General features: G+C 63.7%; 14 protein-coding genes. All 14 read right to left on the bottom strand.

All coding sequences use genetic code 11. The features are described 5' to 3' along the window. Positions 1-142 precede the first annotated feature (142 nt). Positions 143-520, bottom strand: coding sequence for a ComEA family DNA-binding protein (locus NCR37_RS09660; RefSeq protein WP_250472790.1), 378 nt, complete (start codon positions 518-520; stop codon positions 143-145). Positions 521-594: 74 nt separating this feature from the next. Continuing rightward, the gene (gene rfaD, locus NCR37_RS09665) at positions 595-1,587 is read right to left on the bottom strand and encodes an ADP-glyceromanno-heptose 6-epimerase (RefSeq protein WP_250472791.1); all 993 of its coding nucleotides are present in this window, start codon (positions 1,585-1,587) and stop codon (positions 595-597) included. Between the two features lie 6 nt (positions 1,588-1,593). Continuing rightward, positions 1,594-2,571, bottom strand: a complete 978-nt coding sequence (gene rfaE1, locus NCR37_RS09670) for a D-glycero-beta-D-manno-heptose-7-phosphate kinase (RefSeq protein ID WP_244140210.1) — start codon at positions 2,569-2,571, stop codon at positions 1,594-1,596. Then, positions 2,537-3,928 (bottom strand): UDP-glucose dehydrogenase family protein, encoded by a 1,392-nt coding sequence (locus NCR37_RS09675; protein WP_250472792.1) that lies wholly within the window; start codon positions 3,926-3,928, stop codon positions 2,537-2,539. Before NCR37_RS09675 ends, rfaE1 begins: the two co-directional genes overlap by 35 nt. A gap of 75 nt (positions 3,929-4,003) precedes the next feature. Further along, entirely contained in the window at positions 4,004-5,179 is a 1,176-nt protein-coding gene (lapB, locus tag NCR37_RS09680) for a lipopolysaccharide assembly protein LapB (protein WP_250472793.1), read from the bottom strand. Positions 5,180-5,257: 78 nt separating this feature from the next. Further along, on the bottom strand, positions 5,258-5,551 hold the full coding sequence (locus NCR37_RS09685; RefSeq protein WP_250472794.1) for a LapA family protein: 294 nt from the start codon (positions 5,549-5,551) through the stop codon (positions 5,258-5,260). Between the two features lie 306 nt (positions 5,552-5,857). Continuing rightward, positions 5,858-6,187 carry an integration host factor subunit beta gene (locus tag NCR37_RS09690; RefSeq protein WP_008342376.1) on the bottom strand — a complete coding sequence of 110 codons (330 nt, stop codon included), beginning with the start codon at positions 6,185-6,187 and terminating at the stop codon, positions 5,858-5,860. 22 nt (positions 6,188-6,209) lie between these two features. After that, complete coding sequence (rpsA, locus tag NCR37_RS09695) at positions 6,210-7,943, bottom strand: 30S ribosomal protein S1 (protein WP_175944619.1); 1,734 nt, start codon at positions 7,941-7,943, stop codon at positions 6,210-6,212. A gap of 164 nt (positions 7,944-8,107) precedes the next feature. Further along, complete coding sequence (cmk, locus tag NCR37_RS09700) at positions 8,108-8,788, bottom strand: (d)CMP kinase (protein ID WP_250472795.1); 681 nt, start codon at positions 8,786-8,788, stop codon at positions 8,108-8,110. A gap of 58 nt (positions 8,789-8,846) precedes the next feature. Continuing rightward, positions 8,847-10,151: a 3-phosphoshikimate 1-carboxyvinyltransferase gene (aroA, locus tag NCR37_RS09705; RefSeq protein ID WP_250472796.1), complete on the bottom strand. Its 1,305-nt coding sequence runs from the start codon at positions 10,149-10,151 to the stop codon at positions 8,847-8,849. Positions 10,152-10,189: 38 nt separating this feature from the next. After that, complete coding sequence (locus NCR37_RS09710) at positions 10,190-11,116, bottom strand: prephenate dehydrogenase (RefSeq protein WP_250472797.1); 927 nt, start codon at positions 11,114-11,116, stop codon at positions 10,190-10,192. A 60-nt stretch (positions 11,117-11,176) separates the two neighbouring features. Beyond that, positions 11,177-12,259: a prephenate dehydratase gene (pheA, locus tag NCR37_RS09715; protein WP_250472798.1), complete on the bottom strand. Its 1,083-nt coding sequence runs from the start codon at positions 12,257-12,259 to the stop codon at positions 11,177-11,179. A 44-nt stretch (positions 12,260-12,303) separates the two neighbouring features. After that, positions 12,304-13,386 carry a 3-phosphoserine/phosphohydroxythreonine transaminase gene (gene serC, locus NCR37_RS09720; protein ID WP_250472799.1) on the bottom strand — a complete coding sequence of 361 codons (1,083 nt, stop codon included), beginning with the start codon at positions 13,384-13,386 and terminating at the stop codon, positions 12,304-12,306. A gap of 199 nt (positions 13,387-13,585) precedes the next feature. Further along, positions 13,586-14,194 (bottom strand): DUF2059 domain-containing protein, encoded by a 609-nt coding sequence (locus NCR37_RS09725; protein ID WP_159838093.1) that lies wholly within the window; start codon positions 14,192-14,194, stop codon positions 13,586-13,588. Positions 14,195-14,239 lie beyond the last annotated feature (45 nt).

Genomic DNA, 14,239 nt, shown 5'->3' on the forward strand with positions numbered 1-14,239 from the left:
GGCCGAGCACGCGGCTTTCGTCACGCAAAAAACCCGCGGCGAGGCAAACCGCGGGAGCCCAAACGTCCGAAGGCTGAAGGAGCGAAGAATCCCGTTACAGCGCGCGCGGGCGGCCGACCAGCCGCGCCACGCGCCTTACCGCTTACTTCTTGACGACCACAGGCTTGGACGCCTGCGACGACAGCACGGGCGTGGCGCTGACGCCATTGGTGCCGGTGGCCGTTGGCGTGCCGGTGGCCGCCGTCTTCGACGCCGTGCCTATGGTCAGGCCTTCGGCCGTGAGCCGTTGCACCGTCTTGCCGCCCATGCCTTTGACGCGCGAGCTGAGATCGGCCGCATCCTTGAAGGGGCCGTGCGCCTGGCGTTCATCGAGAATGGCTTTCGCCTTCGCCGGACCGATGCCCTTGATGCCGCGCAGGGCATCGGTATTGGCGGTGTTGACATCGACCGCTGCGAGCGCCGAACCGATGGACAGGGTGAGCGCGAGCGCAACGAGGGTCGAAAGGGCTTGCTTGAACATACTGAGTCTCCAGAAGAACCGGCCGGCGAACAGTGCCGACCGCGAGACCCAGTGTAGAGAGACTTCGAACGCGTTTATAGCTGGCCGAATAGCCAACGCACGTAGCGATCGACGCCTTCCTGAACCGTGAGAAACGGCGCTTCGTAGCCCGCTTTGCGCAGGCGCGTCTGATCCGCTTGCGTGAAGCACTGATACTTGCCGCGCAGTGCGTCAGGGAACGGAATGTACTCGATCAGCCCGCGCTGCACGAGTTCCGCGAGCGACAGCGGCGCTTCGCCGTCGATTGAGCGCAGCGAGTTGACCACCGTGGAGGCAATATCGTTGAACGGCTGCGCGCGCCCTGTGCCGAGATTGAAAATGCCCGACTTCTCCGGATGATCGAGAAAGTGCAGATTGACCTTCACCACGTCTTCCACGGACACGAAATCGCGCGTCTGCTCGCCCGCCGCGTAGCCGTTGTATTCGCCGAAGAGCTTGACCTTGCCTTCCGCGCGGAACTGGTTGAAGTTGTGGAACGCGACCGACGCCATGCGCCCTTTGTGCGTCTCGCGCGGCCCGTAGACGTTGAAATAGCGAAAGCCGACAATCTGGCTGCCTGCCTTCGGCAAGACCTGACGCACGATCTGATCGAAGAGGAACTTCGAGTAGCCGTACACGTTGAGCGGCTTCTCGACTTCGCGCTCCTCGACGAAGCGGCTCGACCCGCCGTACGTGGCCGCCGACGACGCATACAAAAACTGCGCGCCCTGAGCGAGACAGATGTCCATCACGTCCCGGCTGTACCGGAAGTTGTTGTCCATCATGTAGCGGCCGTCGGTTTCCATCGTGTCGGAGCAGGCGCCTTCATGGAACACCGCGCGCACCTTGCCGAAATCGCCACGCCGGAAGCGCTCGACGAACTCGGTCTTGTCGAGGTAATCGTCGATCTCGCAATCGACCAAATTCCTGAATTTGTCCGCGCGCGTGAGGTTGTCCACCGCGATCACGCGATGCTCGCCGCGCTCGTTGAGCGCCTTGACGATATTGCTGCCGATGAAGCCGGCCGCCCCGGAAACGATGAAAGTCATGTGAGATCAGGCGAAGAGTTCGTTGTAGTCGACGGTCGCCGTGCCGAGCTTGCCCACGACGATGCCGGCCGCGCGGTTCGCGTACACGATGGAATCGACGAGCGGCACGCCTGCGCCGAGCATCGTCGCGACCGTTGCGATGACGGTGTCGCCCGCGCCCGACACATCATACACTTCGCGCGCTTCCGCCGAATTGTGCAGCACCTGGTTCTCCGTGAAGAGCGTCATGCCCTCTTCCGAGCGCGTCAGCAAGAGCGCGCCGAGGTCCAGATCCGCGCGCAGCTTCGTCACGCGCTCGTGCAGGTCTTCCTCGGACTTCCAGTGGCCGATCACTTCGCGCAGCTCGGCGCGGTTCGGCGTAATGAGCGTCGCGCCGCGATAACGCTCCCAGTCGTCGCCTTTCGGGTCGACGAGCACGGGTTTGCCGGCCTCGCGCGCATCCGCGATCATCTTGGTGACGTGCGTGAGACCGCCCTTCGCGTAGTCGGACATCAAAATCACGTCGTGCTGCGGCAGCAGTTCGGTGAAGCGTTCGAGGCACGCGCGCAGCACTTCGTGATTCGGCGTGTTCTCGAAGTCGACGCGCAGCAGTTGCTGCTGGCGCGATAACACGCGCAGTTTGATGGTGGTGAGCAACTCCGGGTCGCGCGCGAGATGCGCGGCGACCCGGCTCTCGCCGAGCAACTCGACAATGCGCTCGCCCGGCTCGTCATGCCCCACGACGCACAGCAGTCCCGCCTGCGCGCCGAGCGCCGCCGCGTTGCGCGCGACGTTCGCCGCCCCGCCCAGGCGATCCTCCTTCTTCTGCACGTGCACGACCGGCACGGGCGCCTCGGGCGAGATGCGGTTCACATCGCCGAACCAGTAGCGGTCGAGCATGACATCGCCGACCACCAGCACGCGCGCCGCGGAAATGCGGGCGCGCGGCACCACTGGGATATTCGCCGGGCTATTGCCGGCTGCCATTGCCGTCGAGTTCGACATGGGGACGTCCTATTGCAAAATAATCGATGCCGAGCTCGGCCATCGCTTCCGGTTCATACAAATTGCGGCCGTCGAAGATAACCGGCATCTTCAGCTCGCTCTTCAAGTGCCCGAAGTCCGGGCTCTTGAATTCCTTCCATTCGGTCACGATGACGAGCGCGTCCGCGCCCGTCAACGCTTCCTGCTGCGTTTGCACGAAGTGCAGACGCTCCAAGTCCTCGCGGCGGCCGTCGAGATCGAGCGCGAACACGCGCTGCGCTTCGGCCATCGCGACAGGATCGTACGCCCGCACGGTCGCGCCGCGTTCGAGCAGCGACGCGATCAGACGCCGGCTCGACGCCTCGCGCATGTCGTCGGTATTCGGCTTGAATGCGAGGCCCCACACGGCGAACGTGCGGCCGCGCAGATCCTCGCCCATGCGCTTGACGATCTTGTTGACGAGCACTTCCTTCTGCGCGTTGTTGACCGCTTCGACCGATTCGAGAATCTGCAGCCGATGTCCGTTTTCGCGCGCCGTCTGCACGAGCGCCTGCACGTCCTTCGGGAAGCACGAGCCGCCGTAGCCGCAGCCCGCATACAGGAAGTGATAGCCGATGCGCGGGTCGGAGCCAATGCCGCGACGCACGGATTCGATGTCCGCGCCGACCGCATCCGCCAGATTCGACAAATCGTTCATGAACGAGATGCGCGTGGCGAGCATGGCGTTGGCCGCGTACTTCGTGAACTCGGCGGAGCGCACGTCCATGTAGAGCGTGCGCTCGTGATTGCGGTTGAACGGCGCGTAGAGGCGCTTCATCATTTCGCGCGCGCGGTTGCCGGCCTGATCGTCGTCGATGCCGATCACGATGCGGTCCGGCCGCATGAAGTCGTCGACCGCGGCGCCTTCCTTGAGGAACTCGGGATTCGACACGACGGAGAAGCCGTCGTCGACCCCGCGAGCCTTCAGTTCTTCGTCCACGACGCGCTTGACTTGCAGCGCTGTGCCGACCGGCACCGTCGATTTGTCGACGATCACCTTGAAGCCGTTCGAATAGCGTCCGATGTTGCGCGCGGCCGCGAGCACGTACTGCAAGTCGGCCGAGCCGTCTTCGTCGGGCGGCGTGCCGACCGCGATGAACTGGATGTCGCCGTGCTCGACGCTCGCCTTCACGTCGGTGGAGAACTGGATGCGCCCCGCTGCACGCGTGCGCTTGAGCATTTCCTGGAGGCCCGGCTCGTGAATCGGCACGCCGCCGCTGTTGAGAATTTCGATCTTGCGCGGATCGACGTCGACACAAAACACGTCATTGCCGATTTCAGCGAGGCAAGCACCGGTCACAAGACCGACGTAACCCGTACCAACGATGGTAACTTTCATAGCTCTCCGTGGGTTTCTAAGATAGCGGCGATGATGATGAGCGCGAAAACAGCGCGCTCGCGATGGTGTGCGAACTCAGGCCGAACTCGTGATCGGTTCGACGCGTCGTGGCGCGTAAGTCTCCCAGCCGCTGCAGCCGGGGCACTGCCAATAGAATAGACGCGCGCGGAAACCACAAGTCTGACACGTATAGCGGGGTAAATTCTTGGTGCGTTGCTTGACGAGCGTGCGCATGAGCTGCAGTTCGCCCCGGCGCGGCTCCTCGGCGGTCGCTTCCTGCGCTTCGAGCAGGCGCGTCATGCCCGCGAGATTCGGAGCGATCTCCATTTGCCTGCGCACGAGCGCGTGCGCCGCATCGAGACCGCGCAGTTCCTGGACATGCTTGTAGGCGACATCCAGCAAATCGTTCGACGGATAGCGCGTCGCGTAGTCGATCAGCAAGTCGACGCCCGCTTCCTTGCGCCCGAGCGCGGCGTACGCCTTCATCAGCTTCTCCGCGACGAGCGGCAGATACGCCTCGTTCTGCGCTTCGACGCGCTTCCAGACGGCAATCGCGGCTTCGATGTTTCCGGCGGCGGCTTCGGCGTCGCCCGAGAGAATCGTGGCGCGGACGTTGTCCGGATTCGAGGCCAGCGCGAGCTTCAGTTCGGCGCGCGCATCGTCCAGATTCTTGCGCTGCAACGCTTCCTGCGCGAGTTCGCAGTGGAAATGCGCGATTTCCATATGCAGCGACGGCGCGCCCATCTTCTCGATGCGCTCGGCCGTGGTAATGGACTTCGGCCAGTCCTTTTCGATCTCGTAAATGGTGAGCAGCGCGCGTTGCGCCCCGAGCGAATATTCGCCGGCTTCCAGCGAGCGGAACGTCTCCTCCGCGCGATCCAGCAGGCCCGCTTTCAGAAAGTCCTGCCCCAGTTCGTACAGCGCGTGATCGCGTTCGGCAACCGGCAGGTCCGCGCGGCTCAACAGGTTCTGATGCACGCGAATCGCGCGATCGGTCTCGCCGCGCCGCCGAAACAGATTGCCGAGCGCAAAGTGCAGTTCGATGGTTTCAGGGTCCAGCTTGGCGACTTCGATGAACGCGTCGATCGCTTTGTCGTGTTGCTCGTTGAGCAGGAAGTTCAGGCCGCGGAAGTACGAGCGCGGCAGGTTCGCATTCTCGGATAACAGCGTTTTCAGGTCGTAGCGGGATGCCATCCAGCCTAGCGCGAAAGCGACCGGGATGACGAGCAGCCACCAGAAGTCTAGATCCATGCGAATGTTCGGTGAGTCGGTTAGGTGTCTGCTTCGGGCGGATGGAGCGCAAGCGCCGCCGCCCGGACGATGCGCGTATCAGATGAGCGGCGGCATCGGCGGTTCTTCTTTGACCAGCGGCGTTTCCCGCGCGGCGCGCACGTCGCGCTTCAGACGCCCGTTTTCGAGCCGCAAGCGCAGCATCGCCGGCACCGCCGAAACGAGCCCGGCGAGCAGCCCCACCACGAAGAACGCCAGGCCGATCAGGATCAGCGGCGCCTGCCAGGCGTAGCCTGCGAGGAAATTCAGCGTCGCCTGCTGCGTGTTGGCCAGCGCCAGCACGAGCAACAACACGAAGACCAGAACGCGGATCAGCCAGACTATGAATTTCATGAACGTCTCGCAATGGCGGTGCATCTCGCGGCCGTCGCTTCGCCGTTCGGCCTACGTGATTACCCGAGTCAAAGTGACCGGTATTGTAATGGATGCGTTTGCTTCGAAGCACCGGCGCGGCCCAAGCCTCCGACGAAATGGCCGAGCTATGTGCGTTACCGAACGCGAGGCGCGGCGTGCGGCGCGTCGGGGCGAAAAAAAAGCACCCACATGGGGTGCTTTTCTGGTCGATTGCCTCATGGCCGGACGTCGCGGCGGATCACCTGCGCGCACGCGCACGCAATGATTCCTAGCGATGCGCGCCGATCAGAGATCGTCCGCATCGTCGTCATTCGACGCCTTCAGCGGCTCGCCTGCGCGGCCATCGACGCGTTCACGCAATTCCTTGCCCGGCTTGAAGTGCGGCACGAATTTCTCCGGCACCAGCACTTTTTCACCCGACTTGGGATTGCGCCCGACGCGCGACGGACGACGGTTGAGCCCGAAGCTGCCGAAGCCGCGAATCTCGATACGATGACCGTTGGCAAGGGCCTCCGACATCGCATCGAGCATCGTCTTGACCGCGAAATCCGCATCCTTGAGGACAAGTTGCGGAAATCGCGAGGCCAACTGGGCGACCAATTCCGATTTGGTCATACTGCAGCAGTACCGTTAAGGCTTAGCTGTTCTGGCCGTCGAGCTTGGCCTTCAGCAGCGCGCCGAGGTTGGTCGTGCCGGTAGCGGCGGCGTTCGAGTCCGAAGCTTGCAGGCCGCGCATGGCTTCCTGCTGCTCGGCCGAATCCTTCGCCTTGATCGACAGGTTGATGCCGCGCGACTTGCGATCGATGTTGATGATCATCGCGTTGACCTTGTCGCCTTCCTTCAGCACGTTGCGCGCATCTTCCACGCGGTCTTGTGCGATTTCCGAAGCGCGCAGATAGCCTTCGACTTCGCCCGACAGCGTGACAACCGCACCCTTCGGATCGACCGACTTCACGACGCCGTCCACGATTGCGCCCTTGTCGTTGATCGCGACGAAGTTGCTGAACGGATCGCCTTCGAGCTGCTTGATGCCGAGCGAGATGCGCTCCTTCTCGACGTCGATGCCCAGAACCACGGCTTCGACTTCGTCGCCCTTCTTGTACTTGCGAACCGCTTCTTCGCCCGTTTCGGACCAGGACAGGTCCGACAGGTGAACGAGACCGTCGATGCCGCCCGGCAGGCCGATGAAGACGCCGAAATCGGTGATCGACTTGATTGCGCCTTGCAGCTTGTCGCCCTTCTTGAAGTTGCGGCTGAAGTCGTCCCACGGATTCGGCTTGCACTGCTTCATGCCGAGGCTGATACGGCGGCGGTCTTCGTCGATTTCGAGAACCATGACTTCGACTTCATCGCCCAGTTGCACGACCTTCGACGGTGCAACGTTCTTGTTCGTCCAGTCCATCTCCGACACGTGAACCAGGCCTTCGATGCCCGATTCGACTTCGACGAATGCGCCGTAGTCGGTGATGTTCGTGACCTTACCGAACAGACGCGTGCCCGACGGGTAACGGCGCGAGATGCCTTCCCACGGATCGTCGCCCAGTTGCTTGATGCCGAGCGAAACGCGGTTCTTCTCTTGGTCGAACTTGAGGATCTTCGCGGTGACTTCCTGGCCAACCGACAGCACTTCCGACGGGTGACGCACGCGACGCCATGCGATGTCGGTGATGTGCAGCAGGCCGTCGATGCCGCCGAGGTCCACGAACGCGCCGTAGTCGGTGATGTTCTTGACCACGCCTTCCACGATCGCGCCTTCCTTCAGCGTTTCGAGCAGCTTTGCGCGCTCTTCGCCCTGAGTGGCTTCGATCACGGCGCGGCGCGACAGCACGACGTTGTTGCGCTTGCGGTCGAGCTTGATGACGCGGAATTCGAGCGTCTTGCCTTCGTACGGGGTCGTGTCCTTGACCGGACGCGTGTCCACGAGCGAACCCGGCAGGAACGCGCGGATGCCGTTGACCATCACGGTCATGCCGCCCTTCACCTTGCCGGTGATGGTGCCGGTGACGAGTTCGTTGTTGTCCAGCGCTTTTTCCAGCGACAGCCACGAAGCCAGACGCTTCGCCTTGTCGCGCGACAGGATGGTGTCGCCATAGCCGTTTTCCAGCGCGTCGATCGCGACGGAAACGAAGTCGCCCGCCTGCACTTCCACTTCACCCGCGTCGTTCAGGAACTCTTCGAGCGGAATATAGGCTTCGGACTTCAGACCAGCATTCACGACCACGAAGTTGTGGTCGACACGCACGACTTCGGCGGAGATCACTTCGCCGGCGCGCATGTCCTGCTTGGTCAGCGACTCTTCGAACAGAGCCGCGAAAGATTCGTTATTCGGGGTGGAGGTTTGCAGGTCGGACATAAAAATCAATATTTGCACAGCTTTTGCGCGAAAGGCCGTAAAGGGCCGACGATGCGCGAAGCCGTACGGGGTTAAGGGGTTTAACACACGCTCCGCCACATGACGGAGCACCCAACTATCCGGCAGCCAGCCAATCAGTCGAACACTGCGGCGGCACACCGGCACATCTACTACATTCTCAGTTACACGCGCACTTCGCTGTACCAGCCGATGATCTGCTCGACCGCTTGATCGATCGACAAACCGGAGGTGTCCAGCGTCTTCGCGTCCGCCGCGGGCCTGAGCGGCGCGGCTGCCCGGTTCATGTCGCGGGCGTCGCGTTCGCGCAAATCGCGCAGCAAGTCATCCATATTAGCAGAAAAGCCTTTTTGCATCAATTGCTTATGGCGTCTCGCGGCGCGGGCCTCGACGCTCGCGGTCAGAAACACCTTCAACGTGGCGTCGGGGAAGATGACCGTGCCCATGTCGCGGCCGTCGGCCACGAGCCCGGGGCGCTTGCGGAACGCCCGCTGGCGGGCGACCAGCGCCTGTCGCACTTCGGGATGCACCGCGATCGCGGACGCACGATTGCCGATTTCCTCGGCACGGATGTCAGTCGATACATCGACGCCGTCGAGCTGCGCGCATCCCTCGCGAAAGGTGATATGGAGGTCGCCGACGAGGTTTGCAAGCGCCGGGGCGTCGCCCCTGTCGATGCCGTAGCGGACGCTCGCGAGCGCCGCGAGCCGGTACAGCGCGCCGCTGTCGAGCAGGTGAAAGCCGAGCGTGGCCGCGACGACCGCCGCGACCGTGCCCTTGCCGGACGCCGTCGGCCCGTCGATGGTGATGACTGGAGTGGGGTCGAATGGACGGCTCGGTTTCATTGCGTATGGCCGTTGCGGCCCGTTGTTGCTGTTTTCGTGAAGGAAGGCATGGCGCGGCTCAGGTTCTGACGAGCGTCGCGAAACGGTCGAAATAGTCAGGAAAAGTCTTGTTCACGCACTTCGGATCGTTGATGCGCACGGGCACGCCGCCCAGGCTGACGAGCGAAAAGCACATCGCCATGCGGTGATCGTCGTACGTGTCGATCGCGGCGTTCGCGGTGAACTTCGCCGGCGGCGTGACGACCAGATAATCGGCGCCCTCTTCGACCGTCGCGCCGACCTTGCGCAATTCGGTCGCCATCGCGGCGATGCGGTCGGTTTCCTTCACCCGCCAGCTCGCGATGTTGCGCAGCGTCGTCGTGCCGTTCGCGAAAAGCGCGGCCACGGCAATGGTCATCGCGGCGTCGGGAATCAGGTTGAAGTCCATGTCGATGGGCGCGAGCTTGCCGTCGTCGGACTCGACGCCGCGTACCTCGATCCAGTCGTCGCCCATCATCACGTTCGCGCCCATGCGATTCAGCGCATCCGCGAAGCCGACGTCGCCCTGAATGCTCGACCGCCCGACGCCTTCCACGCGCACCGGCCCGTGGCCGATGGCGCCCGCCGCCAGGAAATACGACGCAGACGACGCGTCGCCTTCCACCATGATCGCGCCCGGAGACCGGTACGACGCGCCCGCGGGCACCGTGAAGCGCGCCCAGCCGTCGCGCTCGACGGTCACCCCGAAGCGTTCCATCAGCCGCACGGTAATCTCGATATAGGGCTTCGAAATGAGCTCGCCTTCGACTTCGATCGTCACCGGGCCGTTCCGCCCCTCGATAACCGGCAGGCTCATCAGGAGCGCGGTGAGAAACTGGCTCGACACGTCGCCGCGCACGCGAATGGGCTTGTCCACGGCGATGTGCGACGCGTGAATCTTGAGCGGCGGGAAGCCGTCGTTCTGCTCGTAGTCGATCTTCGCGCCGATCTGACGCAACCCGTCGACGAGATCGCCGATCGGCCGCTCGTGCATGCGCGGCACGCCGTGCACGCGATATTCGCCGCCGTTGACCGCGAGCGCCGCCGTCAGCGGACGGACCGCCGTTCCCGCGTTGCCGAGAAAAAGCTCCGCCGACTTCGACGGAAACGCGCCGCCCGTGCCCGTCACGATCACGCGCTCGCCATCGCGCTTAAGCGTCACGCCGAGCGTTTCCAGCGCGGCCAGCATCACGCGCGTGTCGTCGGAATCGAGCAGATTGGTGATCGCCGTTTCGCCGGTCGAAAGCGCCGCGAGCAGCAGCACCCGGTTCGAGATGCTCTTCGAGCCGGGCAGCCGCACCGTGCCGGACGCGCGCGCGAAGGGTCCGAGATCGAGATGTTCCATGCTGTTTCCTGGGCGTGTCTGGGTGTGTCTGGGTGTGTTTATTTAGCGGCGGGATCGCCGGGAATCTTCTTGCCGCCGCGTTCCTGCCACTCCGTGCGCGCCACGCGCGAACGCGCGAACGCCGCTTCGAGCGCCGCGCCGTCCGACGCGTCGATGGCCGCGCGAAACCGCGCGAGCACGTCGGTGTAGGCGTCTAGTTCTGCGAGCAGCGCCGCACGGTTCGCCAGGCAGACGTCTCGCCACATTTCCGGGCTCGACGCCGCAATGCGCGTGAAATCGCGAAAACCGCCCGCCGCGAACGAAAACTTCAGTTGCGCGTCCGGCGCTTCGAGAATCTGCTCGACGAGCGCGAACGAGAGCACATGCGGCAGATGACTCACCGACGCGAACACGCGATCATGCTGCGCCTCGCTCATCGTGTGCACCGCCGCGCCGGTCACCCGCCACATCGCGGCGATGCGCTCGACGGCTTCCGGCGCATTCTCGGCGAGCGGACACAGCACGACATTGCGATCGACGTAGAGATCAGGCAAGGCGGCATCGACGCCGCTCGACTCGCGCCCGGCAATCGGGTGCCCCGGCACGAACTGCGCGACGCGTTCCGAAAGCGTCGCCCGTGCAGCCGCGACGACATCGCTCTTCGTGCTGCCCGCGTCGGTGACGAGCGTCTGCGCCTCGAGAAACGGCGCGATGCGCGCGAGCAACGGCTGCGTCTGCGCGACCGGCGCGGCGAGCAGCACGATATCGGCGCCCTGCAACGCGCGCGAAAGCGCGACGTCGTCATCCAGCGCGACGGCTTCGTCGATCACGCCGAGTTCGACCGCGCGCGCCACCGACTGCGCGGAGCGCCCGACGCCGACCACGCGCCCCGCGAGCCCGGCGCGTTCGCGCAACGCGCGCGCGAGCGACCCGCCGATCAGGCCGACGCCGAAAATAACCAGTTTATTGAAAGTGAACGCGGCCACGGGACATCGCAAAAAGCGCGTCGAAAGACGCGGAAGACGGAACGGCTGAAAGCGCGAATTTTACCGGGCGCGCGGATACGACCCGAGAATCTTGAGAAACGCGGCCTTCTGCCCGAGTTCTTCCAGCGCGGCGGCCACCGACGCATCGTTGCGATGGCCTTCGAGATCGATATAGAAGTAGTACTCCCACGTCCCGACGCGCGCGGGCCGCGACTCGAAGCGCGTCATCGAGACGCCGTGCTTCGCGAGCGGCTCCAGCAGCTTGAACACCGCGCCCGGCTCGTTCGCGACAGACACGATGAGTGAAGTCTGGTCGTGGCCGCTCGCGCCCGACGGCTGCTTGCCGATGATCACGAAACGCGTGCGGTTGTGCGGATCGTCCTGAATCAGCGAATACACGACGCCCAGGCCGTAGTGCGTCGCCGCGCGGTCGCCGGCGATCGCGGCCACGGTCGGATCCGCCACGGCCATGCGCGCGGCTTCCGCATTGCTCGACACCGCCTGCCGCTCCAGATGCGGGGCGTTGGCGGAAAGCCACCGCTGGCACTGCGCGAGCGCCTGCGGGTGCGCGCAGACGCGCGTTACGCCTTCCAGCGAGCCGGACGCCGTCAGCAAATTGTGATGAATCGGCAGGGCCAGCTCGCCGCCGATCACGAGTTGCGTTTGCAGCAGCAGGTCCAGCGTGCGCGACACCGCGCCTTCCGCCGAATTCTCGACGGGCACGACGCCGTACTGTGCCGCGCCGGCTTCGACCGAGCGGAACACTTCGTCGATGGACGGGCACGGCAGGCCTTCGATCGAGTGCCCGAAATATTCGAACATCGCCTGTTCGCTGTAGGTGCCGACCGGCCCGAGGAACGCGGCGCGCAGCGTCTGTTCGAGCGCGCGGCTCGCGGCCATGATCTCGCGCCAGATCGCGCTGATGTGGTCGGCAGCGAGCGGGCCGTCGCTCATGGCCTGCAAGCGCGCGATGACCTGCATCTCGCGCTCCGGGCGAAACACCGGCGCGTTGAAGTGCTTCTTCACCTCGCCCACTTCGAGCGCCACGGAAGCGCGCTGGTTCAAGAGCGCGATGAGTTGCGCGTCGAGCGCGTCGATGCGCTCGCGCAGCGGTTTGAGTCTTGAATTGAGATCGTCGTCCATGCGGTGCGTGTTGAGCGAATGCGGTTAGAGGAGCGACGGCGCGTTCATGCGCTCGTCCGCTCGAATTCCTTCATATAGTCGACGAGCGCCCTGACGCCCTCGACCGGCACCGCGTTGTAGATCGATGCCCGCATGCCACCGACGGACTTATGGCCCTTCAGCTGCAGTAGCCCGCGCGCTTTGGCGCCGGCCAGGAAATCGGTATTGCGCGATTCATCGGCAAGAAAGAACGGCACGTTCATGCGCGAACGATTCTGCCGCTCGACCTTGTTGACGTAGAAATCGCTGGTGTCGATGGCGTCGTAGAGCAGCTTCGCCTTTTCGACGTTGCGCGCTTCCATTGCCTCGAGGCCGCCCTGCTTCTTCAGCCACTTAAAGACGAGACCGGCCATGTAGATGGCGTACGTGGGCGGCGTGTTGAACATCGAGTTGTTCTCGGCAACCGTCTTCCACTCGAACGCGGACGGACAAATGGACAGCGCGCGGTCGAGCAGGTCTTCGCGCACCATCACGACCGTCACGCCCGCCATGCCGATGTTTTTCTGCGCGCCCGCGAAGAGCACGCCGAACTTGGCGACGTCCATCGGACGCGAAAGGATGTGCGACGACGCATCCGCGACGAGCGGAATGTCGCCGAGATCGGGAATGTCGAAGGCCTCGACGCCGTCGATGGTTTCGTTCGTGCACAGATGCACGTAGGCGGGATCGTCCGAGAGCTTCCACTCGCCGATTGCCGGCACGCGCGTGAAGCCTTGCTCGGTCTTGCCCGTGGCCGCGACGTGCGGCGTGCAGTACTTCTGCGCTTCCTTGTAGGACTTCGTCGACCAGGAACCCGTCACGACGAAATCCGCGGTCTTCTTGGCGCCGAGCAGGTTCATCGGCACGATGGCATTTTCGCCGATGCCACCACCCTGCAGAAACAGAATGCGATGCGACGCCGGCACCTTGAGCAGTTCGCGCAGGTCGGTGAGCGCCGCTTCATGGATCGACATGAACTCGGCGCCGCGGTGGCTCATTTCCATCACGCTCATGCCGCTGCCATGCCAGTCGAGCATTTCGTCGGCGGCTTGCCTCAACACTTCTTCTGGCATCGCGGCCGGGCCGGCGGAGAAATTGAACACGCGCATGTGGAATCCCGAATGGCAGGCGCGGCGTCGAGTCGAGTCGAGTCGAGTCGAGTCGCTTGATACAGCGGATGACGCGCGCCTGAAAAAGAAATGGCTGCTTGCGCTCTCGCACAAACAGCCATTATCGCACTGTCCTGAAAACCCGCCAACGCGCGGGGCAGCGCGCCCCGTAGCGGGTTCTCCGGTCGTCTCGCCGTGCTTACTTGCCCGGCTTGACGCTCGCCACTTCCTGATCCGCTTGCGTGCGGGTTGCCTTGATGGCTTGCGGCATGTACTTCTGCATCAGACCGTTGACGACGTCACGGCCGACCTGGTCTTGCACCTGAATGAACTTGCGGCCCGTCGGGCTCTTGTAGAAGTTCGTCAGGTCCTTGATCTCGTCGGTCGAGTAGTACTTCGCGTACGCGTCGTACTGGGCCTTCATGGCGTCCTGGCGGAAGTTGTCCGTGGCGAATACCTGGCCTGCGGAGTCCACCAGCTTCGGCACTGCGTTCTTCTGCAGCGTCGGGACAGCAGCCTGCTTCTGCTTGTCGTTCAGCGACTTGTTCTCCGACAGCGCGTCCGACAGGATGGCCGGAACGAGCTGCTTCGCTTGCATCTGTGCACTGTTGCCGATTGCGCCGACGAGCTTTTGCGCGTCGATTGCGTCGAGCAGATCCTTGATCGCAGCTTGCTTGGCCGGATCAACCGGTGCTGCTGCGGCCGGCGCCGCCGCCTGGTTCGGCGCCTGGTTCTGAAGCGACTGAGCCATCGCGAAAGTCGGCACGAAAGCGGCCAGCAACATCCACTGCTTGAAACGTCCTTGCATCATTACTCCCTGTAAAAAATATTCAGTTCAGCACTCGCGACGAGC

Source organism: Caballeronia sp. GAFFF1 (genome assembly GCF_023630705.1).
GTDB lineage: Bacteria > Pseudomonadota > Gammaproteobacteria > Burkholderiales > Burkholderiaceae > Caballeronia.

What these genes read in the sequence shown, in the direction of transcription:
- NCR37_RS09660 (WP_250472790.1), bottom strand. Translation starts at nt 520, where the DNA reads ATGTTCAAGCAAGCCCTTTCGACCCTCGTTGCGCTCGCGCTCACCCTG.
- rfaD (WP_250472791.1), bottom strand. Translation starts at nt 1,587, where the DNA reads ATGACTTTCATCGTTTCCGGGGCGGCCGGCTTCATCGGCAGCAATATC.
- rfaE1 (WP_244140210.1), bottom strand. Translation starts at nt 2,571, where the DNA reads ATGTCGAACTCGACGGCAATGGCAGCCGGCAATAGCCCGGCGAATATC.
- NCR37_RS09675 (WP_250472792.1), bottom strand. Translation starts at nt 3,928, where the DNA reads ATGAAAGTTACCATCGTTGGTACGGGTTACGTCGGTCTTGTGACCGGT.
- lapB (WP_250472793.1), bottom strand. Translation starts at nt 5,179, where the DNA reads ATGGATCTAGACTTCTGGTGGCTGCTCGTCATCCCGGTCGCTTTCGCG.
- NCR37_RS09685 (WP_250472794.1), bottom strand. Translation starts at nt 5,551, where the DNA reads ATGAAATTCATAGTCTGGCTGATCCGCGTTCTGGTCTTCGTGTTGTTG.
- NCR37_RS09690 (WP_008342376.1), bottom strand. Translation starts at nt 6,187, where the DNA reads ATGACCAAATCGGAATTGGTCGCCCAGTTGGCCTCGCGATTTCCGCAA.
- cmk (WP_250472795.1), bottom strand. Translation starts at nt 8,788, where the DNA reads ATGAAACCGAGCCGTCCATTCGACCCCACTCCAGTCATCACCATCGAC.
- aroA (WP_250472796.1), bottom strand. Translation starts at nt 10,151, where the DNA reads ATGGAACATCTCGATCTCGGACCCTTCGCGCGCGCGTCCGGCACGGTG.
- pheA (WP_250472798.1), bottom strand. Translation starts at nt 12,259, where the DNA reads ATGGACGACGATCTCAATTCAAGACTCAAACCGCTGCGCGAGCGCATC.
- serC (WP_250472799.1), bottom strand. Translation starts at nt 13,386, where the DNA reads ATGCGCGTGTTCAATTTCTCCGCCGGCCCGGCCGCGATGCCAGAAGAA.
- NCR37_RS09725 (WP_159838093.1), bottom strand. Translation starts at nt 14,194, where the DNA reads ATGCAAGGACGTTTCAAGCAGTGGATGTTGCTGGCCGCTTTCGTGCCG.